Origin of the sequence: Halomonas sp. KG2, assembly GCA_030440445.1 — a bacterium.
In the GTDB taxonomy this organism is placed as follows: Bacteria; Pseudomonadota; Gammaproteobacteria; order Pseudomonadales; family Halomonadaceae; genus Vreelandella.
Genome location: CP098528.1, coordinates 2141482 through 2167559, shown reverse-complemented (window position 1 = coordinate 2167559; position 26078 = coordinate 2141482). Strand labels below are relative to the sequence as shown.

The window sequence follows — 26078 nt, the reverse complement described above, 5'->3', positions numbered from 1 at the left end:
GGGTCTAATGCCCTTATCCTAGCAAACCCGCCGACATTGCTTAAGACTTGTTTTCATTAACATCTAACGCCACGCTGATAGCCAACATAATCAAAGGAGTGGGCATGGTTTGGTTAAAACGTTTGATCGTGTGTAGCGCAGTACTACTAATCGGTGCTGCAGGCTGGCTTTGGCTGACAATGCTGAGCCCGTGGTTTTACGAGCGCCCCTCCCACTTGCCAATCATTGAAGAACGAACCCACAGTGTCTTCGTCTATGGCACGCTGCGCTATCTCCCTGTGCGCTGGGTGGTGATGGGCAGTTCAGGCAACCCACAACCTGCACGTCTTGAAGGCTTTAAAAAACAAGGCCTGGACTTGACTGCCGATACCCATAGCCATGTAGAAGGGTTACGGTTAGAAGTCACTGCGGATCAGCTATTGCGCTTGGATCGTTATGAGCGCCTGGGTATTCGCTATGAGCGGGTCAAACAAACGCTAACGGACGGTTCAACCGCATGGGTTTATCTACGCTTGCCCACGCTTAGCCAATTGCGTAACGCATCTCCTGTACAACCAGTAGCTCTGGTACCATAAGCAGACAACGCAGTGCCCTCTTTACGTCGTTATTTCTAGGATACCTCATGAGTGATTCCACGCCGTTTGTTTTAATTCTTTACTATTCGCGCTCAGGAGCCACTGCGGATATGGCAAGGCAAATTGCAGCAGGTGTCGAAAGCATTACGGGGATTGAAGCGCGGCTGCGCACCGTTCCCCCTGTCTCCACAACCTGTGAAGCCGTTGATCCCGAAATTCCAGCAGAGGGAGCGGTTTATGCAGACCTCGAAGATTTGCGCCACTGCAGCGCATTGGCATTGGGTAGCCCTACGCGTTTTGGCAATATGGCTGCGCCGCTTAAGTATTTTCTAGATACCACCAGCAGCCTATGGATGAATGGCACATTGATTGATAAACCTGCCTGTGCCTTTACATCCACTTCCAGCCTCCACGGTGGCCAGGAAAGCACGCTTCTTACCATGCTCATTCCGTTACTGCATCACGGCATGGTCTACGCCGGCATCCCCTATAATGAAACCGCCCTTCTCAGCACCCAAACCGGTGGTACACCCTACGGGGCTAGCCATGTTGCCGGTGCGCGTAGCGACCGCTCTGTCGACGAGCACGAGCGTGCACTGTGTCTTGCTCAAGGCAAGCGGTTGGCTAGGCTTGCGCGAGCGCTGCATAAAATGCGCCAGGAGGAAGCGGCATGAGGCAGTGGTTAGAAGGTCTCGAGACTCGCCATGGACTCGATAAGCTCACACAGCAAGCAAGGCAGTTAGTACTCGTCAGCTTTGTCATTCTGCTGCTGCTAGTTATCTATCGTGGCTTTTTTATTCAGGGTGACACCTTTAACTGGCGTCCTGTGGTCGCATTTGTGCTGCCACTGTTACTATTCTTACCCTCTATCATTGGTCAGCGAGCCAGAGGCCATGCTTGGTTAGCCTTTGTTAGCCTACTGTACTTCACTCAAGGCACTATGCTGGCAACCCTACCCAGCCAAGGCGTTCGCGGTGTGCTGGAAGCGGTTGTATCACTGGCGCTATTTACTGGCTGTATGGCGTACGCACGTTTTCGCAGTCGTCAACAGCGCCAAGCGTAAGCTTAGCTACCCCCTGTTTGCTAAAAACATCAGTAGGGATAAAACCACAGCCAGCCACAAACGCCCGCCGCAACTAAAAAAGCACCTAGCGCAAACAGGCGGTGCTTAGTTCGGTGGGCAGGTTGTATATCAATCGGTTCACTATTGAAACGTTTGATTCCCGTCACCATCGCCGCGACTAAATTTTCTCCCTGCAGAGCATGCACAATGATGCCCGCAACATGGATGCCTATCAGGATAAGCAGCACATCACTATTGAGTGAATGCAAGCTGGCTAGCTCGCCACTTATGTCTCGGCCCAGCAAACCGTAAAGCGGGCCCTGAAAGAAGATATCGTCACTCAAAAACAGCCCACTGACTGCCTGAAAACTCAGTGAGAGCAACAAAAGAACGACCATCCAACCACCCAGGGGGTTGTGGCTCGCGTAGCGAGGTGCGCGTCGCTTGAGCAGCGCATTCGCATAAATTGCCGTATCTGTTGGCCCATAAATAAACGTACTAAAGCGAGCATAGACAGGGCCTGAGACGCCCCATATCACGCGAAATATCAATAAACCAATAATGAGGTAGCCTGCTTGGGCATGAGCCTCAATCGGAAACAAAAACGGTACACCATCGGTTTTCGCGGTATAAAACGAAATGATCACCGCTGCCAGCAGACACCAATGGAATAAGCGTACAAAGACGTCCCAAACGGCCAGCTGTTTTCTTTCATTCTGCATTACGTTGCCCTTTATCTTCTATTCATACATTTTCTCATTTCTTCAATGTTTCTGATATAACGCATTACAGAGCACAGTCGACGCGTTATACAATCAAGCAACTTTGCATTATTCGTAACGCCATCAACCTCTCGGCTGGGCTTCTAAATAGAGCTTGTCAACAAAGCGTAGAGACAGGGCTTGAGCTTTACCGAAAGACCAGCGACCATGAACAAAATTTAAAGGGAGCAGTATTCAATGACACGCAATATAGCTGACATTAGGCGCGATTATGAAGGTGGCCGCCTTGATGAAGCCCAAGCCCCCGACAATCCCTTTGTGCTGTTTGATGAGTGGTTTAGCCTAGCGCTGGAAGCAGAAGGACAAGACGGTAACGCAATGACCCTTTCTACGGTAGACAGTCAGGGGCGCCCCCATGCCCGTGTCGTTCTGCTCAAAGGGTTTGACGAGCAAGGTATGGTGTTTTTCACCAACTACCATAGCCACAAAGGTAGCGAGCTGAGCAACGTACCTTTTGCGGCTATCACCTTTTGGTGGCCCTCGCTGTCACGGCAAGTTCGCATCGAAGGTCCCGTAGAGCAAGTGGCACAAGAGGAGTCTGATGAATACTTTTCAAGCCGGCCTCGTGGTAGCCAGTTGGGTGCCTGGATTGCTACCCAAAGCGTTGTGATCCCTGATCGCAATTGGATTGAAGAGCGGCAAAAACGCTTTGAACAAGCCTACGAAGGACAAGATATTCCGCGTCCGAATCACTGGGGCGGCTATCGAGTTAACCCTGAAATGATTGAGTTCTGGCAGGGGCAGCCCAGTCGTCTTCACGACCGCCTACGCTTTGAACGGCGTGACGGCGGCGATTGGAGCCGCTTCCGCTTAGCTCCTTAATTATGAAACTCATTAATTTAGTGGCTTCTTAATTTAGACACTGTTTTCACTCGTTTTACCCATCCCATGAATGAGCCTGCCTCTTTTGAGGCAGGCTCATTTGTGTCAGAAATAGCCTAGTCAGGCTGGCTCTCCAACCGGTGACGCTGCCATTCGCTTTCAGGCTCGTTCAACCTAAGCACGGCATCAATCACCTGCTCTTCCATGTTATAGCGACACCTAAAGCCCAAGTGCTTCATCAAGGCGCGCATGGGATGGTTATCTACCATAATTTTGCCGATCATTTCGAGGGTGCCAATGTTGGTGCAGTAATCGATCATCTTGTTCATTAACAGGCTACCAATACCCAGCCCCTGCAAATCGTCACGGATAATGACCGAAAATTCCGTGCGAATATTATCGGGATCATTCCATACCCGAACGACACCCAACATCTCTTTACTCCCGTCATCGTGCTGATGTTCGGCAATAAAGGCCATCTGTCGGTCGTAGTTGATATGCGACAGAATCGACAAATCACGCTGGGTTAGGTTGGATTTATTGTGGAAATAACGAAAACGAATGCTCTCCTCTGATAACTGTCGGTGGAACGTCGTAATCAGAGGGGCATCTTCCGCGCGGATGGGGCGAACCTCTACCCGCCATCCATTTGTCAGCGTTACCCATTCACGTAGCTCTTCAGGGTAAGGCATGATGGCAAAACGCGCCGGTGGGCCTAAGTCCATGGCAAAATCCACTGCTAACATCCCATCACGGTTCAGCAGTAAAGGATTGAGTTCAAGCCCCCTCAAGTCGCCCAAGTCAGACGCCATTTGGGATAGTTTGACCAACAGTTGGCAGAGCCGCTGGATATCTCGTTCGGGGTCAGCCGAATGCTCGCGAATCAATGAAGCCGCATGGGTTCTACCCACCACGTCAGCGGCCAAACTCATGTTCAGCGGTGGTAGCGCAATCTGACGATCCGCTAGCACGTTCACTTTATAGCCACCTATCCCGAACACAATCAGCGGACCGAACACAGGGTCACGCGTGATCCCGGCACAGATCTGCATTGAGTGTTTACCACGTTGCATTGGCTGCAAACAGTATTCGCGAATAGCATACTCGGGGAATTTCTCGCGCACCTTGTCGCCTAGCTGACGGATCCCTTCGGCCACTTGCTCCGGCGTTTCTAAATCTTGCAGTAGACCCGCGGATATTTTATGGGGGTGTTTACGGTAGCGATAAGGGCGGCAATTGCCCTCGTGAATGACTTTTAGCGCCTTAGGACCTGGAAAATGATCCGCCATCGCTAAGGCATCTTCCGGATTAGCCAAATAGACACTCGGTGCGGCAGGAATGCCATAGGCTTCTAGCACCTGGGCCGTTTCGGAATGGGTCAACGTTTGTCGCCCCTCCGCTTTGGCATTTTTAATCAGCGCGCGACACTCCGCACGAATCTCTGCGCTGGTGGAAAAAGGTAAGCTAGGCGGAATTTCATGCAGCAGCGCCTGAACACGCTGGTAGTCCACCATATGCATAAATGCTTTCACTGCCTTTTCTGGCGATGTATAGGTGGGTATCCCCGCCAAATTACACACATGTCTAGCGTTCAGGGCTTCTTTCAGCCCCATCCAACTCGTCAGCAAGTTACGTTTAAATGTTTTTCGATGATCAATCAGCGCCTGAGCGGTGGCCAATGAAGGCGCTAAACGCGTGGGCGCGTGAACCACCAGTACGGCATCCACATTTGGGTCGGCCGTGACAATTTTTAGCGCTTCTACAAAACGCTCTGGCGTCGCGTTGCCGCCTAAATCCACTGGGTTCTCACCGGGCTTACTCATATCTACCTGGCTTTTATGCAGCACACGCTGGGTCTCTTCGCTAAACTCCGCCAGTTTGCCGCCCGCACTTATCAGTTTATCGATCGCCAGCATGGCGGGCCCTAAGCCATTGGACACAATAGCCAAACGGTCGCCGCGAAGCGGCTTCATGCGCGATAAGGTTTCAAGCGCATCCAGCAATTCATCATAATCATTGACGCGAACAACGCCCGCTCGGGCGAAGGCCGCGTCAAAAACCACATCACGATTAGCAATACCTGGCGTGGGGGCCATACCCGAAATATCTGACTGCGGCGTTCGGCCACTCTTGATGGCAACGACCAAGCGGTTACGCGATGCATCACGCACGGAGGTCATAAAGTGCTGAGCATCCATCACACGCTCAAGGTGCAGCAGAATCGCTTGCGCTGGAGAAAACTGATTCACATAGTCAATCAAATCTGGCAGTAGCACATCAACGCTGTCGCCTACCGTGATCAAGTGCGAAAAGCCAACATCGCGGCCAGCAGCCCAATCGATCATGGCATTTGCCAACATGCCCGATTGCCCTAAATAGGCCACCTTGCCTGCTTGAACCGGCTGACTGGCATAAGAGGCATTCAGTTTTTTCCCAGGCACAATCAGTCCCATACACTCAGGCCCTAATACCCGGATACCCGACTCAATCGCCGACTGCAACATACGTTGCCGAATAGAGCCCTTATTACCCGTCTCACGATCAAGGTAAGCACCACCGGAAAGCACCAAAGCAGCTTTAACACCAAACTGGCCAAGTTTTTTGATAAGACTAGGAACACCATCGATTGGCGAACAAATAACTGCTAAATCAGGAATTTCAGGCAGTTCATTCACGGTGCGGACGCAATCTACGCCGAAGACTGTGTCATAGCCTTTCAGATTGACCGCCCATATTTTCCCCCTAAAACCGCCCTCTTGAAGATTATTGAGTACCAAACCACCCAACGAGGCTGGCTTTTCAGAGGCACCGAACACAGCCACTGTGCGCGGTTCGAAAAAATGATGCAAAAAACGTGTGCTCACGAATGCGTCTCCCCTGAAATTAATAACCACTGTGTACGACTTATTGACACTGTCGCGCAAGCCCCTGAGACGATTAAGGTGGCGATATTGTCTTCGGAGCGCTTGCATGATTACTGCCTACCTTACTCACCCAGACTGCGCATTGCACCATATGGGGCCTGAGCACCCTGAAAGCCCTCAACGGCTTGAAGCGATTCGTGCGCGCCTATCTCTAGCAGGCCTTCTTCAACAAACCATGCAGGCGGATGCCAAAGAGGCGTGTGACGAGGCGTTAGCAAGAGTGCACCCAACCAGGCACCTTAATGCGTTAGAGAAGTGCCTGCCGAAAGAGGGCATCGTTACACTCGATAGCGACACAATGATGAACCCTGATAGCCTAAAAGCAGCAAGAGTGGCCGCAGGGGCCGTCATTCGCGGAGTTGATCAAGTTTTTAAGCGCCAAGCTGACAACGTATTTTGCGCAGTACGACCGCCAGGGCATCATGCTGAAGCGGCTGATGCGATGGGGTTTTGTTTCTATAACAACATTGCCGTCGGCGCGGCCCATGCAAAAGCAAAATATGGTGCTAAACGTATCGCAATACTCGATTTTGATGTTCATCAATGCAACGGCACTATTGATATCTTCAAAAATGATCCAGAAGTACTGGTATGCACGAGCTTCCAGTATCCGTTTTACCCATGGCGTTATTTACGCAGTGAATGGCAGAATGTGGTCAATACGCCGCTGGAAGTAGGTACTGATAGTAAAGAGTTTAGACGCATTATCGAACGACAGTGGCTTCCCGCGCTCCATGCCTTCAAACCAGACTTGGTCATGCTTTCTGCAGGCTTTGATGCACATCGCGACGACCCTATGGGAGATATCTGTTTAGAAGATGAGGATTTTTATTGGATAACCCACTTAGCAATGGAGATTGCCGCCCTCTATGCAGAAAACCGAGTAGTTTCAGTACTTGAGGGGGGATATAACCCGAAAACGCTCGCTAGCGGTGCAGAAGCTCACTTAAAAGCGCTATTGGGTTTGCCTTTTACGGATGTTCCATGACGTATGCCACTCGCTATTGTGAAACGTCATGCGACGTTGCTTGAAAACTGCGCGACCTTGAGACAAGGCGTCTGTGATAACATGCGGTTTTATTGACGTTTACTCACGTGGCTTTTTATGACCGCTACTACTGAAGAGCATGCTGCGCTGCGCATAGCCTCTGGGCGAAAGCCCTTTGTCGAACCTTTACGCCTGGGGGAACGTTTAAAACAGATTCGCCTTGCTAACCAGTGGACATTGGAAGACGTCAGCCAGCGCACAGGCTTAGCACGTTCAACACTCTCCAAGATCGAAAATGACCAAGTGTCGCCTACGTTCAGTGTGGTTCAAAAACTTATTACCGGCCTGAACATCGACCTACCTCAGCTATTTACGCCGCCAAAGCGTGAGCGCTATACCATGGGGCGTAGAGATCTTACCCGTAAGGGCAAGGGCCAAGTGCACCCTACCCCTACCTACGAGCATGAACTGCTAGGGCATCAGCTTGCTCAAAAGCGCATGATTCCCTTCAAGACCATTGTTAGAGCACGCAGTTTTGATGAGTATCATCAGTGGGTTCGACACGACGGTGAAGAGTTTCTGATGATTTTAGAAGGCGATATTTTGTTATACACAGAATTTTATGCGCCACTCATGCTCGCCGAAGGCGATAGTATTTATTTTGATAGCGATATGGGGCATGCCCTTGTTTCTACCAGCCCAGAAGATGCGGTCGTACTTTCTGTTTGCACGCGGGGCGACTCGGTCTAACGCCCAGATCTCGTATCGCTCAAAATAACCACAAAATAGCTATAAACAGTTTGTGGGCTTAGGAAGGCCAGCGATGCGAGCAATACGCTTTGGCGGACTACCCGGAAACAGCGTCATTAAATAAATTGAATTCCCCTTCTCATCGCCCAGCGCCTGTTTTGTGGCTTTCACTAAGGGCCGCATTGCGGGCGCCATTTCATACCGACTATAAAAATCGCGCACCAGCCGAATAATTTCCCAGTGTTTTTCTGTGAGGGTTAACCCTTCATCCTCAGCGAGCAACTGAGCAACCTCATCGCTCCACTGATCCTGCTTAACCAGATATCCCTCAGGATCTAGTTGGACTCTTTGCGATGAATCAAGATAACGGTATAAACTTTGATTACTCATATTCAATACCAGGAAATGATCTTTTCATTTTGCTCGGTCAACCTAATAAAGCCGTCCATTTCTATCAAAGGCAGCCCATGGCTTGTGGCAACAGAGTGAATCCCTCTCGAAATAGCATCTTCAGCTAGCAAAAAAATCGATGCTGTATTGGCTGCCCAGCCTTGCCATTCAGGATAGAGCGCAGCCTGCACGCCGTCTTCTATCAGCACAACAGAATCGCCATTGCTGAGAGCGTTAAGCATTTGCACAGCAGCATCGCTATGGGGAGGTTTATTCAGAATATGCAGCATAGTTATTGGCTACTCTGCTAAAAATTGAGCGCAAAATTAAAAATTAAGAACATAATTATAACGCTGGAATAGGTCTGACACGTCTGAAGCTGGGACTAGAGTAACTCCCTCAACCAGCTGATCAGTGGCTATATTGAAGGCTTGTAGCGTCTCTGTAGGGACTAAGATGTTTTCTATATCGTACATTTCTAACATATTAATTGTCGGTAGCGTGGCTTTTTGGCCAGGCGCGCCAACCCGTTGATCTTTGAGTAACGCGAATATCCCCTGTCCTAAAAACAGCAGATCAACCGCTTGCCCAAAGGCAGCAGACACTAGCGCAACATCCAGCCCTTCCCGCAACTCATTTGAGCTATAGGGCGCATGTCGTATAACGATAAGTCGCTCATTTGCTTCAGCCATCTTAGTCCTACCTATCAACTCTGGTCGCCCTGTTTTCAGCCCTGTTCTCAATACTAAGCAAACGTAATCAAACGATCACAGCGCTGCTGTAGCTCAAGCAGTTGCCCTAGCCCCGTTAATTCAAAAGGTGGCTCAAGATTGAAGTTCACGTGCCCGTGCCGCTTTGCCTCTGCTTCACTCACCATGCCACGGCGTAGCGCCGCCGCGATGCATACATCTAATGCCACCCCGTGCTGATGATGCAGGTCAACCCAAGCATCTCGCATATTCAGCTCATCCTGTGGAGGAGACATTAGTCGGGAAGCATTATGAACGCCATCTTGATAGAAAAAAACGCCCTTGATGTGGTGTCCTTCATTTAGCACTGCTTGGGCAAATCGCAGTGCGGAATGCGGGGCGGCACTACTGTACGGCGCCCCCATGACCAATAAGCCATACTCCATCGTATTATCTCGATACAGTCCGCCCTAAAAAAAACAGACCCTAGCAAGTAGGGTCTGTCGCGATAGTACTGCAGGGGGTGATCAGTCGTTGCTCATAATGCCTAAAATCGAGAGCAGACTGATGAACAGATTATAAATGGAAACATAAAGCGTAATAGTTGCGAGGATGTAGTTGGTCTCTCCCGCCCGGTGAACAATTTCACTGGTTTGGTAGAGGATCGCCGCAGATGCAAACAGCACAAAACCAGCGGAAACCATCAATGAAAGCGCAGGAATGTTGAAGATCAGCCCGGCTACCATGGCCAAAATCAACACAATGGCACCAGCCATTAGGAAATTACCTAAAAAGCTGAAGTCTTTCTTGGTGGTTAATGCAACCGCAGAAAGGCCGATAAACGTCAAGCCAGTCATTGCCAATGCATTCATTATCAAAGCGCCACCGTTAGGCAACGTAAGATAAGCGGAAATGATTGGGCCAAGCGTGAAGCCCATAAATCCGGTGAATGCAAAAGTCGCCAACAAACCAGCTGCCGAATTGGCCGTTTTGTGAACCAGGAACATCAGCCCGTATGCACCGATAAAGAACACAAAAATGTTCATTTGTTGGATGCCCATTGCGACAGAGGCACCAGCGGTGACCGCAGAGAATAGCAATGTCATGGCCAATAGCGCGTAGGTGTTACGCAGAACTTTATTAGCGCTAACACTACTTACTTCGCTGCGCGTTTGCGCTCTCGCCGTGTTCGAATCGTTAAAAGCCATTTATCTATGCTCCCTAATGGTAATACTAACAACGGACAAGGATGCCGTTACCAAGTTCCAGACGCAAGTATTTGTCTTCCACGCAAGCAACTGCTTTTTAAGGCACTTGCTCCTCAAGCGTTGACTATGCTTAACATTCCACACTGTTTTGGACATAGAAATGCGCTATAAAATTCCCCTGGCCGTGCCACATTTGGCGTGATTATCTTCGCCTCTTCTGCTTACAGCTTCACTGCTGGCGGTGAAACGTTATCGTCGTCTTCTTCCTTGTGAGGTAAATGCTGCACTGTCGCTGCTTGACGCGCATCCTGAGCGTTATAGAGACGTGCATCGATCACGTTCAGCACCGCCAACTGTGCAAATAGCACGGCAAAGCAAATAATCAGACCTTTTAACATGGCAGTATTCCTTGGTGGGCTAACAACATCGTCGTTAGTAGCGAATAATAGTCCTAGGCGGAAAGAAAGCAACGGGGTTGGGTAAAATCACCATTCGCCCTGTCAATCTACTCTATCAATCCGCAAATTCTTCAGTATCAACATCAGCTTGTTGCGCGTCGCTATAACGAGCGCCAGCAACTTGGCTCGGCAACAGCATACCGTTGAGCTGAGTCACTGTTGCGTCATCCAACACGACCGTTTCAGCGCGTAAGTTCTCGCGTATATGCGTCACTGAGCAGGAACCAGGAATAGGAACAATATGATGCCCCTGGGCGTTTAACCAAGCTAGCGCCAGCTGTGCGGGTGAGATCTCAAGACGCCTAGCCATTGTCTTAACGTCATCCAACAAAGCTATATTGTGAGGTAAATTGTCTTTACTGAAGCGAGGCATTCCGGCGCGCATATCCCCTGTCGAAAACTGGGTACTTTCTTCCACTGCCCCCGTCAGAAAACCGCGCCCAAGTGGACTAAACGCCACTAAGGCGGCACCGAGCTCCGCACATACATCCTTCAGAGCAATGTCGGGATTACGTGTCCAGAGTGAGTATTCTGACTGCACTGCTGCGACTGGATATTCCGCATTACCTTTACGAAGTGTTTCTGCCGATACCTCAGATAAACCAACCGCGCCAATTTTACCCTCTTCCACTAGTCGGCCCAGCGCCCCAACACTCTCTTCAATAGGAACACTACGATCTAGGCGATGCAGGTAGTAAATATCCAAATAATCCGTTTTCAGTCGCGACAGACTCTCTTCACACTGGCGACGCAATGTGTCGGGGCGACCATCGATAATGCGCTTCCCTGTTTCAGCATCCAATGCCATTCCACACTTGCTGGCGAGAAACAGCTGGTGCCTTTTTGTTTTTAAAGCAAGTCCTAACAACCGCTCATTGGCTGTCCCACCATAGAGCGTCGCCGTATCAAAATGGCGGTATCCCATCTCAAAGGCTTCTTCCAATACCCGAAGCGCCTCTGTTTCTGGCACATACTGCCCATAGCCATGGGAAAGATTCATGCATCCCAAGCCAATACGAGGAGACGAGACACCGTTTAATCGGTCAAAGAACGCGGACATAGCAACCTCTGGGTGATTGACGTTAATTGGATCGTAGTGCACTAGTGTTATGCGTTTTGCCCTGGCTGCAAACCTGCGACTGCAGCCAATTAGGCAATCGGTGTTCAAGATAATAACGCGGCCGCCACGGAGGCCCCTCTATAAAGCCCACATGACCACCCGAGGCATGAAGCTCCAGGGTGACATGGCTTGGCAGAGTTTCCGCATTAGGAACGCTCTGTGGGTAGATAAAAGGGTCATCTAGCGCATGCACAATAAGCGTTGGAATACGAAGGTGCTCCACGAAGAAAGCACTGCTACAGCGGTGATAATAGTCATCGGCGCTTTCAAAGCCATGCAGTGGCGCAGTAACGCGGCCATCGAAGTCCCAAAACGTCTTCATACCTTGTAATGTTTCAAGCGCCGCTAAACGTTCCAGTTCTTCCCTTCGCCCTTGGCGTACAAACGCCTGCTGTTTATGTTCAACATACTGGCGCAGGTCTCGCAGGAATCGGGCCTGGTAAATTCTGGAGAAGCCTTTACTTATTCGGTCTGCGCAGTGGTCCAGTCGAAACGGTACCGATACCGCTGCCGCCGCCTTCAACGGCGTATTGCCACCCTCTTCGCCCAAATACTTGAGCAACACATTACCACCCAATGAGTAACCAACCGCGGCAAACAATTTGTTTGGATAGCGTAACGTTAGTTGATTCACCACATCCGCCAAATCCTCACTCGCGCCAGAGTGATATCCCCTGGCGCGATGGTTTGGCTCACCAGAGCAGCCACGCCAATTGACAGCCACGCTCTGCCAGCCGCGCGCCGCTAACGCCTGTTGTTGCCCTAGTATATACAGTGAAGAAGAGCTGCCAGTTAGGCCATGAAGCAGCAGTACGCAATTCGCCGACTCGCCCCCAGGCCCATACCAATCCACATCGATGAAATCACCATCTTGAAGCGTCATTCGCTCCCGCCGACGCTGTAATTGCGGCGATGTCCGCCATAGCGGGCTATAGAGCGTTTGAAAATGTCCGCCAGGCAGCCAACGCGAAGACCGAAATGGAGGCATAGGTGAAGACAGGATTGAAGACGGGGCTGAAGACATGGAGGAGAAGCGCCAGCAAAAAAACAGCTAAATAGCTTAGCAAAATTTATAAGCAGATTTGGTTGTGACAGAAATATCGACTTGGGGCTGAAACTCGCTCGCCTAAAGCAAACGCCTCTTGTATGCAGCGTTTTCATAGATGCGACAATACGCCCTGCATCATTAGATACTTTAAAGTTACGTCGTAGAGTGGTTTCAACTACTATTAATAAAGAAATATAGCCATAGCCTTTAAGAATATAGCTCCTGCGACAACTACTGATTTTCAATACTTTCATGCCACACGATCTAGGAGGTCGCCATGGAATTAGATCCTCTGTTGCTTTCCAGGCTACAGTTCGCTTTTGTTGTCTCCTTTCATGCCATTTTTCCGGTGTTTACTATCGGTCTGGCTTCCTACATCGCGCTACTGCATGGTCTATTTTACAAAACGGAAAACCCCGCTTGGGATCGCTTGGCGCTTTTCTGGACAAAAGTGTTTGCCGTTGTGTTTGGCATGGGCGTCGTATCAGGCATTGTGATGTCGTTTCAGTTTGGTACTAACTGGAGCAACTTTGCCTACGCAACATCTAACTTCTTAGGCCCTGTCCTCAGCTATGAGGTAGTAACGGCCTTTTTCCTAGAAGCTGCTTTTTTAGGCGTGCTGTTATTTGGCCGCAATAAAGTACCTGAAGGCGTACATTTATTTGCTGCCATTATGGTTGCTGTGGGCACGTTTATATCTTCTTTCTGGATACTTTCTGCCAACAGTTGGATGCAAACCCCGGTAGGTTACGAGCTGATCGACGGTCGGTTCCATATCACTTCCTGGATGGAAGCACTCTTTAACCCCTCCTTCTGGTATCGCTTTGTTCATATGGGCATGGCTTCTTTCCTAACCGGCGGGTTCGTCGTTGCAGGGGTTAGCGCCTGGTTCTTACTGCGCAAGCGTGATGTTGAAGCTAACAAAAAAGCGCTATCCATGTGTTTGTGGTTACTGCTGATTTTAGCGCCCGCACAAGCAATAGTCGGCGATTTTCACGGTCTGAACACCTTGGAGCACCAGCCAACGAAAGTAGCCGCTATGGAGGGTAACTGGGAAACGCAAACCAATGTGCCGCTTCTGCTGTTTGCTATCCCTGATAAAGAAGCCCAGACCAATCATTTTGAGATTGGCATCCCCAACCTCGCCAGCTTGATTCTGACGCACCATGTCGATGGTGAAGTTCCCGGGCTTAACGCAGTACCGATAGAAGAGCAGCCACCAGTCATCATCGTATTCTGGGCTTTCCGCGTCATGGTAGGCATTGGCGTGCTAATGATTGCTGTTGCGCTGACTGGGTTGTTTCTGCGTCGTAAAGGGCGTGTCTATGAAAACCCGCTTTTCTTGAAAACGCTTACCGTCATGATTGCATCCCCCTTCCTTGCGGTCCTGGGTGGCTGGATTGTTACCGAATCAGGACGTGCGCCTTGGTTAGTGTATGGCGTCATGACTCACGCGGAAGGGTTAACGCCGTCCCTTACTGGCGGCATGGCGCTGTTTACCTTGATTGGCTATATCGCTGTTTACAGCGTGGTGTTTTTAACCGGTATTTATTATCTAACGCGTGTTGTGCGCAATGGTATGAAAGAAGAAACACAGGCTGAAGTTGGAGGCGAGGTTGAACGCCCGAAACGCCCCCTATCCGCAGCACACACCCCCTTTGATGATGATTTGGAAGGAGCCAACACATGAGTATTGATCTTTCACTCATCTGGGCTGCCATTATTGGCTTTGGCGTCATTATGTATGTCTTGATGGATGGCTTTGATCTAGGGTTGGGGATTTTGTTTCCCTTCGCCCCTGATGAAGAGTCACGCGATGTGATGATGAACTCTGTTGCTCCCGTGTGGGATGGCAATGAGACGTGGCTAGTACTGGGGGGAGCTGGTCTGCTCGGCGCCTTTCCTTTAGTTTACTCCGTGTTTTTGCCCGCGCTCTATATCGGTGTTTTCCTAATGCTGGCTGGCTTGATTTTTCGCGGTATCTCGTTCGAGTTTCGCTTCAAGTCTAAGAAAAACCGCCGTTGGTGGAACCGTGCATTTTGTTGGGGTTCCGCCGTTGCCACCTTCGCTCAAGGCGCTGTCGTCGGCGCTTACATCCAAGGCTTTGCTGTCGAAGACTTTCGCTATGTCGGTGGCGCACTGGATTGGTTGACACCCTTTACTGTATTGACGGGGCTTGGACTAATGTCAGGCTACGCATTGCTTGGCTCTACGTGGCTGATCCTGAAGTCAGAAGGCCATGTCCAACAGTGGGCTTACCGAATCACACCAAAACTGCTGCTAGCAGTGCTGGTCGTGTTTGGCATTGTCAGCCTGTGGACACCGTTGGTTAGTCCAGAAGTGCGTGACCGCTGGATGAACCAGATTCACCTAATTTGGCTGTTCCCTATTCTTGCCATGGTCTGCGCCGGTACTCTTTATCGTGCCGTTAAACGCCAGCAGGAAGGCTTACCGTTTGTCGCGACGCTGGGCCTATTTATCTTCACCTACCTTGGTCTCATCGCCAGCAAGTGGCCGGTTATCGTACCGCCTAACTATACAATTTGGGATGCCGCTTCAGCACCGGAGTCGCAATTGTTTTTGCTGATCGGCGTGCTGTTTGTAATCCCTATCGTATTGGCCTACACCGCCTGGTCTTACTGGGTATTCCGCGGCAAGGTAAAAGTGGGCGAAGGGTATCATTGAGGCTTTACCAGTTAATCTGTTGATTGCTTGTCACAAATTGCTTGTAACAAAAAAGAAGGGTGCCATTTGGGCACCCTTCTTTTACTGCTTTGGATGTAAGACCTCACTGAGTGCGTTCTAAAGCTTGATAGTAGGATCAGCAAAACCATTGGGCACATAAAGATTATGAGGGCCTAAGCGGCTAACGTCTGTTTCTCCACATAGCGCCATTGTGGTATCGAGCTCTTTATGAATAATCTGTAGCGCCCTGGTGACGCCCTCTTCACCGGCAGCCCCTAACCCATAGGTAAAAGCACGCCCAATGTAGGTTCCCTTAGCTCCCAGCGCCAACGCTTTCAGCACGTCCTGGCCCGAACGGATACCAGAATCGAGATGGACTTCTATCTCGTCACCCACTTCATCCATAATACTTGTCAGCATCCGGATTGAGCTCATTGCTCCATCAAGCTGACGTCCGCCATGATTAGAAACAATAATGGCATCAGCGCCTATCTCTACGGCACAGCGCGCATCCTCAGGGGTCATAATGCCCTTCACAATCAGCTTACCGCCCCACCACTCTTTAAATTGCGCAATACGCTTCCAGTCCAGCGATATATCGAAGGCCTCTGCTGTCCACGCTGACAATGAGGAAGGGTCAGTAACCCCTTTGGCGTGCCCCACAATATTGCCAAATGAGCGACGCTTGGTTTTCAGCATCTCCAGACCCCAAGGAATTTTCGTCGCCATGTTGGCAATCGATTTTGCGGTCAATTTAGGGGGTGCTGAGAGTCCGTTTTTAAGATCTTTGTGGCGCTGCCCCATCACTTGCAAATCGACAGTGACCACAACAGCTGAGCAGTTAGCCGCCTTAGCACGCTCAAACAAGCGGCGCATAAAATCATCATCTTTTAAGGTATACACCTGGAACCAGAACGGCTGAGTCGTGTGTTCTGCGACGTCTTCAATCGAGCAAATCGACATGGTCGAAAGCGTAAACGGGACACCAAATTTTTCAGCCGCCCGTGCTGCTTTAATTTCACCATCTGCCGATTGCATTCCCGTTAGCCCTACGGGCGCAAGCGCAACCGGCATAGCCACATCTTCGCCCAGCATAGAACTTCGCGTAGAACGCCCTGACATATCGACCGCAACACGCTGTTTTAAATGAATATGCTGGAAGTCGCTGGTATTTTCACGGAAGGTTTGCTCTGTCCAACTGCCCGACTCGGCGTAGTCATAAAACATTTTTGGTGTACGGCGGACGTAATGGCGACGAAGGTCTTCAATGTTGGTATAGATCGGCATAACACTCCCTCAATAGACATTGTTCTCATTAACATCTAGAACAGACGACCTCTATATTGTTCTTCAATACTGCACAAGTAAACGTCCTGTTCCGCTCTCTTTACTCAGCAAGCTATTTCAGCATGACCGGCAGTGATTTGCGGAAATGGCAGGGTATTAAAATGAAGCAAGTTACTCGGTGAATGCCAATATCTGCTCCAACAGAACACGCTTACGCGGCAGTAAGCTCACTTCTAACCCTAGCGGACGGAATACACGATTCTTAACCTCTAGAGTGACATTGTTTTTATCGCCTTCCAGATCCGACAACGTTCGTCGACTGATGCCCACCAGAGCGGCGTAACGTGTTTGGTTCAACCCCAACACATCGCGGCGTAACGCACGCAATAACGCACCATCGGTGATTTCCCCCGCATAGAAGCGTTTTAACAGAGCCACCAGGGCTTCCTCGCGATCATCAGCATAGCGCTTCATAGCAACCCCCAGCGCTTGAGTCGAGTATTGATAGTGCGTAGGCCGACTGCAGGCATATCAAGAATTCGAGCTGGAACCCCACGGGCAGCCAAGCGTTCATCGACGCCCTCTAGATTCAATGCCAGCGCACGAAGCTCTTCCATCACTCGTTCTGGATCAATAACGTCTGCCAGGGTGTCAGCAATTCCTTGCCAATCGTACTCCCCGCCAACTTCCAGGGGCGTTCCCCATTGCGTTGTTCGTGTCACCCCCTCGGGGTCAGCCTTCATCGGCGCGAAGTCATATACGGGGGCAAGCCCAATGCCTTCGGGGCGCTTCAATAACGCCGTATTCCGGCCATGATTATCAGAGTTGCCGAAAGCGATATTCAACAAATCACGCTTAACCCACTCCAACGTAAAGCGCTCGCTATCGAAAACGGCGCCTTGTTCTTGCACGCGATATTGAGCCCTCAGCAAGCTAATCAGTTGGCGAATTGTTTCGCCATGATGCAGGAAGGTGCCCGGTGCGGCGCCTACCAAGGAGTAGACCGACTCCAGGCCATAGCGAACCCAAGTGCCGTCGAGGTACTGCATGTCGAAACGGGGTAACCACAGGGACGGGTAACGCTCTCCCTCCACCAAACGCATCTGTTCGGTATCTATCGTGGCCACCCCTAACGATGCAAGCTCTTGATAGTAATGATATTCAGCGCGCAAGATGTCGCAATCGTCAGTTGAGCGTTGACCGCGCGGAAATTTCACCAGCATGGGTAGGTCAGGTCGATGGTTTTCATCCTGCCAGGTATCAATCCAAACCTGGTCATCGTTCGTCAATCTGAGCAGCAATTTTGGCGCTTCACCACCTGCGCCAGTGGCACCGCCACTGGCTGCCCCCATCTGCTGGGCATACTCTAAAAAGTCCACCTGACGCTCTACAACGCTTTGCAGCGGAAAACGTCGCTCCTCTATGGCTTTCTTTACGGAGTGATCAGGCACTGATTGTTTGATTCGTAAGTTACCGACCGGCGCGATAGTGCCACGTGCCAGTAATTCAGCGTCCTGCTGCCCAACCGGTAAATCGTGAAGCCCTAGATAATTCACCCAAAAACGTCGGCTAGCCCCGGCCGGCATAATGTCCTCCAAGAAACCGAACCAGTGTGGCGATTCATGGGTCAGCATTAACTCGATAGGCAACCGCATACTGCAAGCGTGCAAGTCATCTTGAAACAGCCACTCAACGGCATAGTCAGTCGCATAGCGCAGCCGAGACTCCCCGCGAGTACCCTGCTCAGGGTTAGGCAACGACAATTCAGCCGCATCATGCCACGCTTGTTCAAAATGAACCTGTATCGTTAACTTCACGAATCACCCATGTCGAAAGTCGCTAGTATCAAAGCCGCTGATGCCCGAAATCACTAATGTGCAGCAAAGCGCTCAAAAACTCTTCAGCCGATTAATTATGAGCAGTTTAGCGCACACAATTACGACAGCAAAGAATTAATGAGCATTATAGTGCACACTTAATTATCCACACGAGCGCCATATGGGAGCCTAATGTGAATATTACCCATTTAGAGCATGTGTTTATCGCGCTGCTGATTCAAATGGCTCTGCTTCCTTTTGCAAACGCAAGAGTCACCGGCACCATCGCGGTAGCACTTCTGCTTGGGCGTGAGATTGCACAACATGAATACAGGCTAGCCGTTCAACGTGGTTGGGAATGGGGGCAAACATTACCGGTGGGCATATTTGAAGGTGTTTGGCGTGGCTGGACGTTGGATTCGGTATTAGACGTTGTTTTACCTGCCCTAGCATGCACAGTGGCGGCCATTGCGATCAACCTTATAGCCAAACGGCTAAATCGCGTAAGCTAAGCGCCTAGGAACGACAAAAGCCTCTGATTCTTCAGAAGCTTTTACAACGGATACTGAGCACACCTATTGATACAGAGACTTTTAACAAGCCTCTATAAAGCACTTTACCTATTACGCGAATCATGCAAAATTGCTTAATCAACACCTTATATAAAAACGAAAAAAGGAAAGTACTATGGCCCGCAGCCACATAGGAATAGCAACGGCACTTACCTCACTGCTATTTGCCGTTCCAGCCTACGCCGACGATCCACTTCGCCTCGCTGTTGATGTTCCCTTTGAGCCTTTTGAATATCGCTTGCCCGACGGCACCCTAACAGGCTTTGAGGTGGAGCTGGGTGAAGAAGTATGTCGACGCATCGAGCGTGAGTGCGAATGGGTAGAGCAAGGTTGGGACGGCATTATTCCCGGCCTACTAGCACGCAAGTACGACGCCATCATGTCCTCAATGGCAATCACCGATGCGCGCCGCGAGCAAGTGCTGTTCTCAGAACCCTACTACAGCAACCCTAGTGTCTGGGTGACTCAGGAAGGCAACGAGATCGATATTGAGGATCGCGACGCCCTTGAAGGCATATCGGTAGGCGTTCAACGTGGCACCATCCGCGATGAGTACATCACCGACACCTATGGCGATCTCGTTGACGTACGGCGCTATGCAACAGGCGAAGATCTCGCGGTAGATATTAGAACAGGCCGCTTAGATGCAGCGTTTATGTATTACCCACTGGCGCTGTCATCGCTTGAAGTTAACGCTGAAGGCAGCGGGATTGTCACCAGCTCGCCACTGATCCGCGAGCCCAAGCACTATTTCGGGCATGGCGTAGCAGCAGCCTTCCATCCTCGCAATGAAGCCCTGGCCGAGCAGTTCAATGAGGCACTGCGCGAAATCAAGCAAGACGGCACCTACGACGAGTTAATGAACAAATACGTCGACTACGACATCAAGATCTAAGCTCTGTCACTATCTCGCCAACGGTAACCCCAGGGATAGCACGCGACGCTTAACCCTGGGGTCGCTGTATTAAGCAGAGGACAACCTAAATCTAATTCCGAGACAGTGCTTCATTAAGAATGGGCACTTGTACCCTACTCAGCCCAGCTAATCGCCACGTCTCAACGGGCTCGCTATCTTCTGCCCCCTGGACTGAGCCCCAAGCCACTCGAATCGACGTTGTGTAAACAGCCCCGCGGTGATTTTCAACCCAGTTGTCCAAATGGCTGCGCTTAAGCAGCCTGTTGATTACGCTCGATTTCGTGCATTTTTCCCGGGTTAAGCGAGACTGGGCCGGTGACTTCCCAGTTTCGAGTGTGGCCCGACCAGCGTTGCGGATGTCGCTGCTTCGCACGTTGGTATACCGCGTTCCGGCGTTCCAGGCGCTCTTGGTCTACGCCGCGATGACGGTCCGCTGGCGTGACATACTGGATGCCACTGTGCAGGTGCTGTTCGTTGTAAGCCCGCTCGAACGCTAGCATCCATTCTCGTACCGCGCCCAGCGATGCGAAGCCCTTGGTGGGCCACGCTGGACAGTATTTGACGGTACGGAACAGCGCTTCCGAGTAAGGGTTATCATTGCTTACTCTCGGCCGACTGTAAGACATCAACATGCCCAGCTCTGTTAGCCTCGCTTTGAGCGTATAGGAGGTCATCGGTGCTCCGTTATCAGAGTGCAGTACTGGCGGCTGATGCCAGCAACCTTCTCGCAGCAAGGCACGTTCCAAAAGCTGTTTAGCCAACTCGCCCGATTCCGTGTCGTGGACTTCCCAAGCAATGATTTTGCGGCTGTAGATATCCATGATCAGGTAAAGATACCAGTGCTGACCTCGCACAACGGAGGCACAATAACTGATGTCCCAGCTCCAGACCTGGTTTGGCCCTGTAGCCGTAAAGCTAGTCGGCTCGGGGACTGAACGACGTGGTTTCATACGGCCACGATGGTGCTGCTGATGATGCTTTTTCAAGACCCGATAAAACGACGATTCGGAGGCCAGATAGACGCCTTCGTCGGCCAATAAAGGAACGATTTGAGACGGCGGCAAGCTCTGATACTCGGGGCGATGGCACGTGTTCAAAATGGCTTGCTCTTCCTCATGCGTCAGCTGATGCGGCTGCCTGTGTTGCCCTGCATGTGGACGCTGATCCTCGACAATAGCGCCGCGCTCAGATCGCCACCGCTTCAGTGTGCGTTCGCTTATGCCGATCACGGCAGCCGCTTGATAACGGGACGCGCCACCCATAACCGCTTCGTCAAATAGCGCGATGAGCCTTGCACGTTCCTTTAGAGGCGTTAGTCGTCCTCGCCGCTGTCCGGATCCTCGCCGTACAAGGCTTCGAGCTTTTTTGAAAGCACCAGCAACGACGTTGTTTCTGCCAGCACCTTGTCTTTGCGCCGTACTTCCGCTTTGAGCTGCTTGATGGTCTTTCGGTCTTCTTTGCGCTGTTTCTGCGCTGCTTTTGCCTGCTCTTCTTGCCGACCAGCTCCTTCGAGACAAGCGGCTTTCCATTGCTGGATTTGCTCGGGATAAAGGCCTTTTTCACGACAGTAAGCGCCAAGCTCTGTTTCTGACATCGTCGCGGTTTCGATGACAACGGCTAGCTTGGCGTCAGGTGACCATTCGTTGTCGCCTTGGGTGTAACCCGGCACAGGCACTCCTTTTTCTCGACACTGTTTTAACCAACTATACAGCGTCGCGTTGGAGATGCCTTCTTCCGTTGCTACCGACGCCACACTGCGATTGTGGGGCGGCAATAACTTTTTCAGGATGGCGGCTTTACGCTCTTCAGAATAACGTGGCACATGAATTCCATACCGCTCCCTCTGGACTGAGTTTAGGCGATATCGCCAACCGGACAACTAGGCTGACAGAGGGGGCCCGTCTCCCATCACAATATTCGCGTCAATTAAATACCGCCGCTTCTGCTCTTGCATGACGTCATCATCGAAATCCGAGGTTACTTCAATCTCCGCAATACCCGCATCGTTACACGCTTCATGGAAGAGAGAAAATTTCTCTTCATAATAGGGGTCCGGTTCAATTTTCCGTTGATGCATTCCAAGGTGCCTTTCTATATCGCCATCGCAGATTGCTTGAACAACGAGCTCAACCATCCCTGTTGCCGTCTCGCTATACACTCCATTAGCCTCACTAGCCTCACTAGCCTCACTAGCCTCACTAGCCTCACTAGCCTCACTAGCCTCACTAGCCTCACTAGCCTCACTAGCCTCACTAGCCTCACTAGCCTCACTAGCCTCACTAGCCTCACTAGCCTCACTAGCCAGCGTAGTGGAAACTAGCAGCAGAGAAAGCGCCGCAGCGGTCGAAATAGAGAATAAATTGCTTTTTTTAAACATGCTTACTTCCCTTTTTTAGCGCTACTCAACGTGAACTTGAGGTCGAAACCAGCCCATCGCAATCACTCACAATCCTTAAGATGACAGTAGCTTAGGAAGCGAAACCTGTCACAAAAAATTACCCAACAAAAAAAGCGCTTGAGAGCGCTTCGATGGAACGTTATGAGCGAATAGGCCGCGGAGAGTAGTGAGCGAGGCCTCGGGTTGCTTAAGCGAGGATAAGAGCTAAAGGCAGTTAACGGCCAAGAGCGGTCTTTGAGGTAGTGCTGATATAACGCCCCGCGCAGCGGGAAAATTTTAGCGACGAAGGAGCGGGAATTTGATCCACCTGCCGCGGCTTGTTATAACTCAACACACACTTCTACCGTTTTGCTTAAATTTTTGAAGCCGGTGCTCTCATACTCTAGAACCCATATGCTTTCTAAAGTTAGAGGCATTTTACCTTCTGAGATTTCACCAAACCTTATACATGTGACATCTATTGGGTTGTGAGCTGCGAAAAAGTATATAGATCCGTCAATATACCCAGGTTCAGGGTTTGTGGGGAAATTGAACTCTTTTCCTTCGAGTTGCTTAGGATCAACCGGAAGGTTAATTGAATCTAAGCGAATAAGTGTGTCTACGGACTCCGAATATTCATCCAGCTCCAAATCAAAAGGTTCTACAACAACTTCAATAGAAGCGTTCCCATCAGCACCACTTATTCTTGCCGTAGTAAACGATAGTTGTTCTATTGGAAATTCTTCCATACTTCACCTTAAGTTATCACCGCCAACAGCGGCCTAGCATAGCGAGGTCCAGCCCCGAAGGGGCGATGCTGCTTGGCCTTGTTAAAGTTTTCACACCCATTGCTCAAAAAGCTTCCCGGATGACAATGCCTCCATAAACGCCTTTTGCTCATTAGTAATTAGCGAACGAGGCGTGGACCCATGCTCATCGGGCTCAGCCAGCAGCCTTGATTGAGCTTCTTTTGCAACTTCGGACAAAGCTCGTTTTTCTTCATCTGTCATTTCTGCGAAATAATCTGGGAGACTCTCTTGAATTTTTACTGAGTAATCTAGATCGATTATTTCCTCACCCTCGAACATGTGAAGCCACATATATTCGAACGACAACTCTGCTAGTGTTTTCATGTCCGATATTACCTTTGAGTTTTAACTGTGTATTAGACGGCGCGCTCTATGATTGAATGAACGTGCTTGCACTTTTTCCCGGTAAATGCAGCCTGCTAGGTTCTTCTAAGTATATTATTTTTAAATAAATTAATTTTAATTAGGAAGAATGTCCAAAATTCGCGCGCCTACTGCATTTCCTGGCATGTCCGCTCAGGGTCGACACCAGCCCACCACAATCTCTCACAATTATTAAGATGACACTAGCGTAGCGGGCGGTCCTGTCACTCTTTCGAGTCAGCAAAAGAGCACGAAGGATATATAGGCTAGAATAAGATCAGCAGGAATCCCGCCGGTCGAAGCGGCTCAAGATTCCCAGACACAATCTGGACACACTGAAAGACCGGTGAATTTTATAGAGGGCTTGCTAGGAAGGAAGGAAGGAAGGAAGCGCAGAGCATAGAAACGAAAAAAGCCCCTGACGAATCAGGGGCTTTTCGAGATAAGTGGCGGAGGGACAGGGATTCGAACCCTGGATAGGCTATTAACCTATGCCGGTTTTCAAGACCGGTGCATTCAACCGCTCTGCCATCCCTCCGGCTTATGGGTGCGTATAATAACAGCTTTCCCTTGGAAGTCAACGCCTTTCCGATTAATTAGTAGAGCCTTAAGCCAACACGAGTAATGTTCCCACCTTCCATTTCACTAACCACCCAGTGAATACCATGCCAGTCGACATCGTCGCCTACTACTGGGTGGCCGCCGACGCGTAGCGAGATAAACTCCGCAAGCGTCATGTCCTGCTCACCAGGGCTTAAGGTTAAACCGTAGGCTTGGGCAATATCCTGCATTTGCGCTTCGCCATCCAAGGTAAAGGTACCAAAGAAGGCCCGCTCTTGTTTGAGCTTTGCATCGCCGTTGAATAGGCGATTGAGCGCGACGAGGTCTTCGGTGCGGCCAATGACACAAATGACATCATCAAGCTTTAGCCGCGTACTCCCTTTGGGGTGAAGCATCACGTGGTTGCGAAATAGCGCCGAAATCAAAGCGCCCGAAGGGAAACGCAGTAGCCGGATAGGAACATCTTCTAAGTCTTCATTTTCGACCACGTAAACAAACATCTCAAAATCATTATCCGGCATTATGCCTAGCGGCCCTCGGCGGTTCGGCGTGGTACCTACTGGCACTTCTACTTTCAACCATCGCGCCATAAGTGTTAGCGAACCGCCCTGAATAAGCAGCGACATCAGTACCACCGCAAACGCTACGTTAAAGTACAACGAGGCGTTTTCTACCCCGCCGATTAACGGGAAGATAGCCAACACAATAGGTACCGCGCCCCGCAGGCCAACCCAGGCAATAAAGAAGGTTTCTCGCCAGCGGAATTTGAAAAATGGCTTAATGGTGATCAACACCGCCAGGGGGCGCGCAACAAAAATCAGTGCTAGCGCAACGAGTCCTGCTGGCAATGCCACGTCCCAGAGCTGGCTTGGCGTGACGAGTAAGCCCAGCACCAGGAACAAACCAATTTGGCTCAGCCAAGCCAACCCGTCGTGTACTGGAAGAATAAAATTAAGGTGGCGCCCAGGCTGATTACCAATCATCAACCCTGCTAAATAAATGGCCAGGAAGCCGCTGCCGCCTAGCACGCTGGTTAACCCAAACACGCTAAACCCAAGCGCCAGCGCTAGCATGGCATAAAGGCCCGGGGCTAGATCTAACCAACGCAGCAGCTTAGCGCTGATCCAGCCACCACCAATACCAACAACTAAACCAATACCAAACTGGGAAATAAAGAACAGCAGTGTTTCGCCAATGCCGCCAATATCGCCAACCAGCAGCTCGACCAACATCAGCGTGAGGAAAATGGCCATCGGGTCGTTGGTACCCGATTCAATTTCCAGCGTGGCCCCTACCCGCTCGTTGAGGTTAACCCCACGGCCGCTAAGCATCGAGAACACGGCTGCGGCATCGGTGGAGCCAACAATTGCCCCAACAAGCAACCCTTGTACTAGGGAAAGATCAAACACCCACATGGAAATGACACCAACAATAGCGCTGGTAATAAAGACGCCAAAGGTGGCTAACGAGAGCGCTGGCCTAAAGCCGACACGGAACGTTTTTAATCGAGTGCGAAGGCCGCCATCCAACAGAATCATTGCGAGTGCTAGATGGCCAATTGTGAACGCCATGGTGTAATCGTCAAACTCAACCCCTAGCAGGCCCTCTTCTCCCGCCAGCATGCCAAGTCCTAAGAAAATCAGTAGCAGCGGCACTCCCATCATTGAAGAAAGACGGCTCGCTAAAATGCTGAGCGCCATCAGGGAACCGCCTACTAAGAAGAACGTGTAAATTGCGTCCATGTCTCTCCGTCTCACCATTAATGCCGTTCTATTATTACATGCCGCTGTACAATTTACTGAGCTTGTTAGGCTTGTCGCTTACAGGGGCTAGCCAGATCCTTCATCTCACAGCTAAACTCCGGCGTCATACCA

The 26078-nt window shown here is 50.5% G+C and carries 28 protein-coding genes, 1 tRNA gene and 1 pseudogene; 10 read left to right on the top strand and 20 right to left on the bottom strand.

Going from position 1 to position 26078, the window contains the following annotated elements:
• Positions 1 to 104: 104 nt before the first annotated feature.
• The 3 genes from NDQ72_10085 to NDQ72_10075 are packed head-to-tail and all read left to right on the top strand — an operon-like array spanning position 105 to position 1638.
• On the top strand, positions 105 to 575 hold the full coding sequence (locus NDQ72_10085; protein ID WKD30265.1) for a gamma-glutamylcyclotransferase: 471 nt from the start codon (positions 105 to 107) through the stop codon (positions 573 to 575).
• 47 nt (positions 576 to 622) lie between these two features.
• Positions 623 to 1249, top strand: coding sequence for an NAD(P)H:quinone oxidoreductase (wrbA, locus tag NDQ72_10080; GenBank protein WKD30264.1), 627 nt, complete (start codon positions 623 to 625; stop codon positions 1247 to 1249).
• On the top strand, positions 1246 to 1638 hold the full coding sequence (locus tag NDQ72_10075; GenBank protein ID WKD30263.1) for a DUF2069 domain-containing protein: 393 nt from the start codon (positions 1246 to 1248) through the stop codon (positions 1636 to 1638). The genes wrbA and NDQ72_10075 overlap by 4 nt, the downstream gene beginning before the upstream one ends.
• Positions 1639 to 1667: 29 nt before the next feature.
• Here the strand turns inward: NDQ72_10075 and NDQ72_10070 are convergent, their stop codons facing one another.
• On the bottom strand, positions 1668 to 2360 hold the full coding sequence (locus tag NDQ72_10070; GenBank protein ID WKD30262.1) for a cytochrome b/b6 domain-containing protein: 693 nt from the start codon (positions 2358 to 2360) through the stop codon (positions 1668 to 1670).
• 237 nt (positions 2361 to 2597) lie between these two features.
• Between NDQ72_10070 and pdxH the strand changes: the two genes are divergently transcribed.
• The gene (gene pdxH / locus NDQ72_10065; GenBank protein WKD30261.1) at positions 2598 to 3242 is read left to right on the top strand and encodes a pyridoxamine 5'-phosphate oxidase; all 645 of its coding nucleotides are present in this window, start codon (positions 2598 to 2600) and stop codon (positions 3240 to 3242) included.
• A gap of 116 nt (positions 3243 to 3358) precedes the next feature.
• On the opposite strand, the gene NDQ72_10060 is transcribed toward pdxH, so the two are convergent.
• Complete coding sequence (locus NDQ72_10060; protein ID WKD30260.1) at positions 3359 to 6106, bottom strand: bifunctional acetate--CoA ligase family protein/GNAT family N-acetyltransferase; 2748 nt, start codon at positions 6104 to 6106, stop codon at positions 3359 to 3361.
• A 106-nt stretch (positions 6107 to 6212) separates the two neighbouring features.
• Between NDQ72_10060 and NDQ72_10055 the strand changes: the two genes are divergently transcribed.
• Both NDQ72_10055 and NDQ72_10050 read left to right on the top strand, forming a co-directional pair.
• Positions 6213 to 7154, top strand: coding sequence for a histone deacetylase family protein (locus tag NDQ72_10055; GenBank protein ID WKD30259.1), 942 nt, complete (start codon positions 6213 to 6215; stop codon positions 7152 to 7154).
• Positions 7155 to 7271: 117 nt separating this feature from the next.
• Positions 7272 to 7904: an XRE family transcriptional regulator gene (locus NDQ72_10050; GenBank protein WKD30258.1), complete on the top strand. Its 633-nt coding sequence runs from the start codon at positions 7272 to 7274 to the stop codon at positions 7902 to 7904.
• Positions 7905 to 7943: 39 nt separating this feature from the next.
• Here NDQ72_10050 and NDQ72_10045 read toward each other — a convergent pair whose 3' ends face one another.
• The 8 genes from NDQ72_10045 to NDQ72_10010 form a co-directional block, all read right to left on the bottom strand.
• Positions 7944 to 8294, bottom strand: coding sequence for a TusE/DsrC/DsvC family sulfur relay protein (locus tag NDQ72_10045; protein ID WKD30257.1), 351 nt, complete (start codon positions 8292 to 8294; stop codon positions 7944 to 7946).
• Between the two features lie 2 nt (positions 8295 to 8296).
• Positions 8297 to 8584, bottom strand: a complete 288-nt coding sequence (gene tusB, locus NDQ72_10040; GenBank protein ID WKD30256.1) for a sulfurtransferase complex subunit TusB — start codon at positions 8582 to 8584, stop codon at positions 8297 to 8299.
• A 36-nt stretch (positions 8585 to 8620) separates the two neighbouring features.
• Positions 8621 to 8986 (bottom strand): DsrE family protein, encoded by a 366-nt coding sequence (locus NDQ72_10035; protein WKD30255.1) that lies wholly within the window; start codon positions 8984 to 8986, stop codon positions 8621 to 8623.
• Positions 8987 to 9039: 53 nt separating this feature from the next.
• Positions 9040 to 9429: a sulfurtransferase complex subunit TusD gene (gene tusD, locus NDQ72_10030; GenBank protein ID WKD30254.1), complete on the bottom strand. Its 390-nt coding sequence runs from the start codon at positions 9427 to 9429 to the stop codon at positions 9040 to 9042.
• Positions 9430 to 9510: 81 nt separating this feature from the next.
• Positions 9511 to 10191, bottom strand: coding sequence for a Bax inhibitor-1/YccA family protein (locus tag NDQ72_10025; GenBank protein ID WKD30253.1), 681 nt, complete (start codon positions 10189 to 10191; stop codon positions 9511 to 9513).
• Between the two features lie 221 nt (positions 10192 to 10412).
• Positions 10413 to 10589 carry a hypothetical protein gene (locus NDQ72_10020; GenBank protein ID WKD30252.1) on the bottom strand — a complete coding sequence of 59 codons (177 nt, stop codon included), beginning with the start codon at positions 10587 to 10589 and terminating at the stop codon, positions 10413 to 10415.
• 115 nt (positions 10590 to 10704) lie between these two features.
• Positions 10705 to 11709 carry an aldo/keto reductase gene (locus NDQ72_10015; GenBank protein WKD30251.1) on the bottom strand — a complete coding sequence of 335 codons (1005 nt, stop codon included), beginning with the start codon at positions 11707 to 11709 and terminating at the stop codon, positions 10705 to 10707.
• Positions 11710 to 11731: 22 nt separating this feature from the next.
• Positions 11732 to 12793: a hydrolase gene (locus NDQ72_10010; GenBank protein ID WKD30250.1), complete on the bottom strand. Its 1062-nt coding sequence runs from the start codon at positions 12791 to 12793 to the stop codon at positions 11732 to 11734.
• 301 nt (positions 12794 to 13094) lie between these two features.
• Between NDQ72_10010 and NDQ72_10005 the strand changes: the two genes are divergently transcribed.
• Both NDQ72_10005 and cydB read left to right on the top strand, forming a co-directional pair.
• Positions 13095 to 14507 (top strand): cytochrome ubiquinol oxidase subunit I, encoded by a 1413-nt coding sequence (locus NDQ72_10005; GenBank protein ID WKD30249.1) that lies wholly within the window; start codon positions 13095 to 13097, stop codon positions 14505 to 14507.
• Complete coding sequence (gene cydB / locus NDQ72_10000; protein ID WKD30248.1) at positions 14504 to 15502, top strand: cytochrome d ubiquinol oxidase subunit II; 999 nt, start codon at positions 14504 to 14506, stop codon at positions 15500 to 15502. The genes NDQ72_10005 and cydB overlap by 4 nt, the downstream gene beginning before the upstream one ends.
• A 117-nt stretch (positions 15503 to 15619) precedes the next feature.
• Here the strand turns inward: cydB and NDQ72_09995 are convergent, their stop codons facing one another.
• The 3 genes from NDQ72_09995 to NDQ72_09985 all read right to left on the bottom strand — a co-directional run bounded on the left by NDQ72_09995 (position 15620) and on the right by NDQ72_09985 (position 18606).
• The gene (locus tag NDQ72_09995) at positions 15620 to 16789 is read right to left on the bottom strand and encodes an alpha-hydroxy-acid oxidizing protein (protein ID WKD30247.1); all 1170 of its coding nucleotides are present in this window, start codon (positions 16787 to 16789) and stop codon (positions 15620 to 15622) included.
• A 171-nt stretch (positions 16790 to 16960) separates the two neighbouring features.
• Positions 16961 to 17263, bottom strand: coding sequence for a helix-turn-helix domain-containing protein (locus NDQ72_09990; GenBank protein WKD30246.1), 303 nt, complete (start codon positions 17261 to 17263; stop codon positions 16961 to 16963).
• A complete protein-coding gene (locus NDQ72_09985; protein WKD30245.1) occupies positions 17260 to 18606 on the bottom strand; it encodes a HipA domain-containing protein in 1347 nt (448 codons plus the stop codon). The genes NDQ72_09990 and NDQ72_09985 overlap by 4 nt, the downstream gene beginning before the upstream one ends.
• 194 nt (positions 18607 to 18800) lie before the next feature.
• Here NDQ72_09985 and NDQ72_09980 point away from each other — a divergent pair, with 194 nt between their 5' ends.
• Positions 18801 to 19118, top strand: coding sequence for a hypothetical protein (locus NDQ72_09980; protein WKD30244.1), 318 nt, complete (start codon positions 18801 to 18803; stop codon positions 19116 to 19118).
• Positions 19119 to 19293: 175 nt separating this feature from the next.
• Positions 19294 to 20073 (top strand): transporter substrate-binding domain-containing protein, encoded by a 780-nt coding sequence (locus NDQ72_09975; GenBank protein ID WKD30243.1) that lies wholly within the window; start codon positions 19294 to 19296, stop codon positions 20071 to 20073.
• Positions 20074 to 20345: 272 nt separating this feature from the next.
• On the opposite strand, the gene NDQ72_09970 is transcribed toward NDQ72_09975, so the two are convergent.
• The 7 genes and pseudogenes from NDQ72_09970 to NDQ72_09940 all read right to left on the bottom strand — a co-directional run bounded on the left by NDQ72_09970 (position 20346) and on the right by NDQ72_09940 (position 25946).
• A complete protein-coding gene (locus NDQ72_09970; protein WKD30242.1) occupies positions 20346 to 21623 on the bottom strand; it encodes an IS3 family transposase in 1278 nt (425 codons plus the stop codon).
• Between the two features lie 209 nt (positions 21624 to 21832).
• A pseudogene (locus NDQ72_09965) lies at positions 21833 to 21916 on the bottom strand (hypothetical protein).
• Positions 21917 to 21973: 57 nt separating this feature from the next.
• Positions 21974 to 22471, bottom strand: coding sequence for a hypothetical protein (locus NDQ72_09960; protein WKD30241.1), 498 nt, complete (start codon positions 22469 to 22471; stop codon positions 21974 to 21976).
• A gap of 341 nt (positions 22472 to 22812) precedes the next feature.
• Positions 22813 to 23220 carry a hypothetical protein gene (locus NDQ72_09955; protein ID WKD30240.1) on the bottom strand — a complete coding sequence of 136 codons (408 nt, stop codon included), beginning with the start codon at positions 23218 to 23220 and terminating at the stop codon, positions 22813 to 22815.
• A gap of 90 nt (positions 23221 to 23310) precedes the next feature.
• On the bottom strand, positions 23311 to 23604 hold the full coding sequence (locus tag NDQ72_09950) for a hypothetical protein (protein ID WKD30239.1): 294 nt from the start codon (positions 23602 to 23604) through the stop codon (positions 23311 to 23313).
• A gap of 486 nt (positions 23605 to 24090) precedes the next feature.
• Positions 24091 to 24181, bottom strand: a tRNA-Ser gene (locus NDQ72_09945).
• A gap of 58 nt (positions 24182 to 24239) precedes the next feature.
• Positions 24240 to 25946 carry a potassium/proton antiporter gene (locus NDQ72_09940; GenBank protein ID WKD30238.1) on the bottom strand — a complete coding sequence of 569 codons (1707 nt, stop codon included), beginning with the start codon at positions 25944 to 25946 and terminating at the stop codon, positions 24240 to 24242.
• Positions 25947 to 26078: the final 132 nt, after the last annotated feature.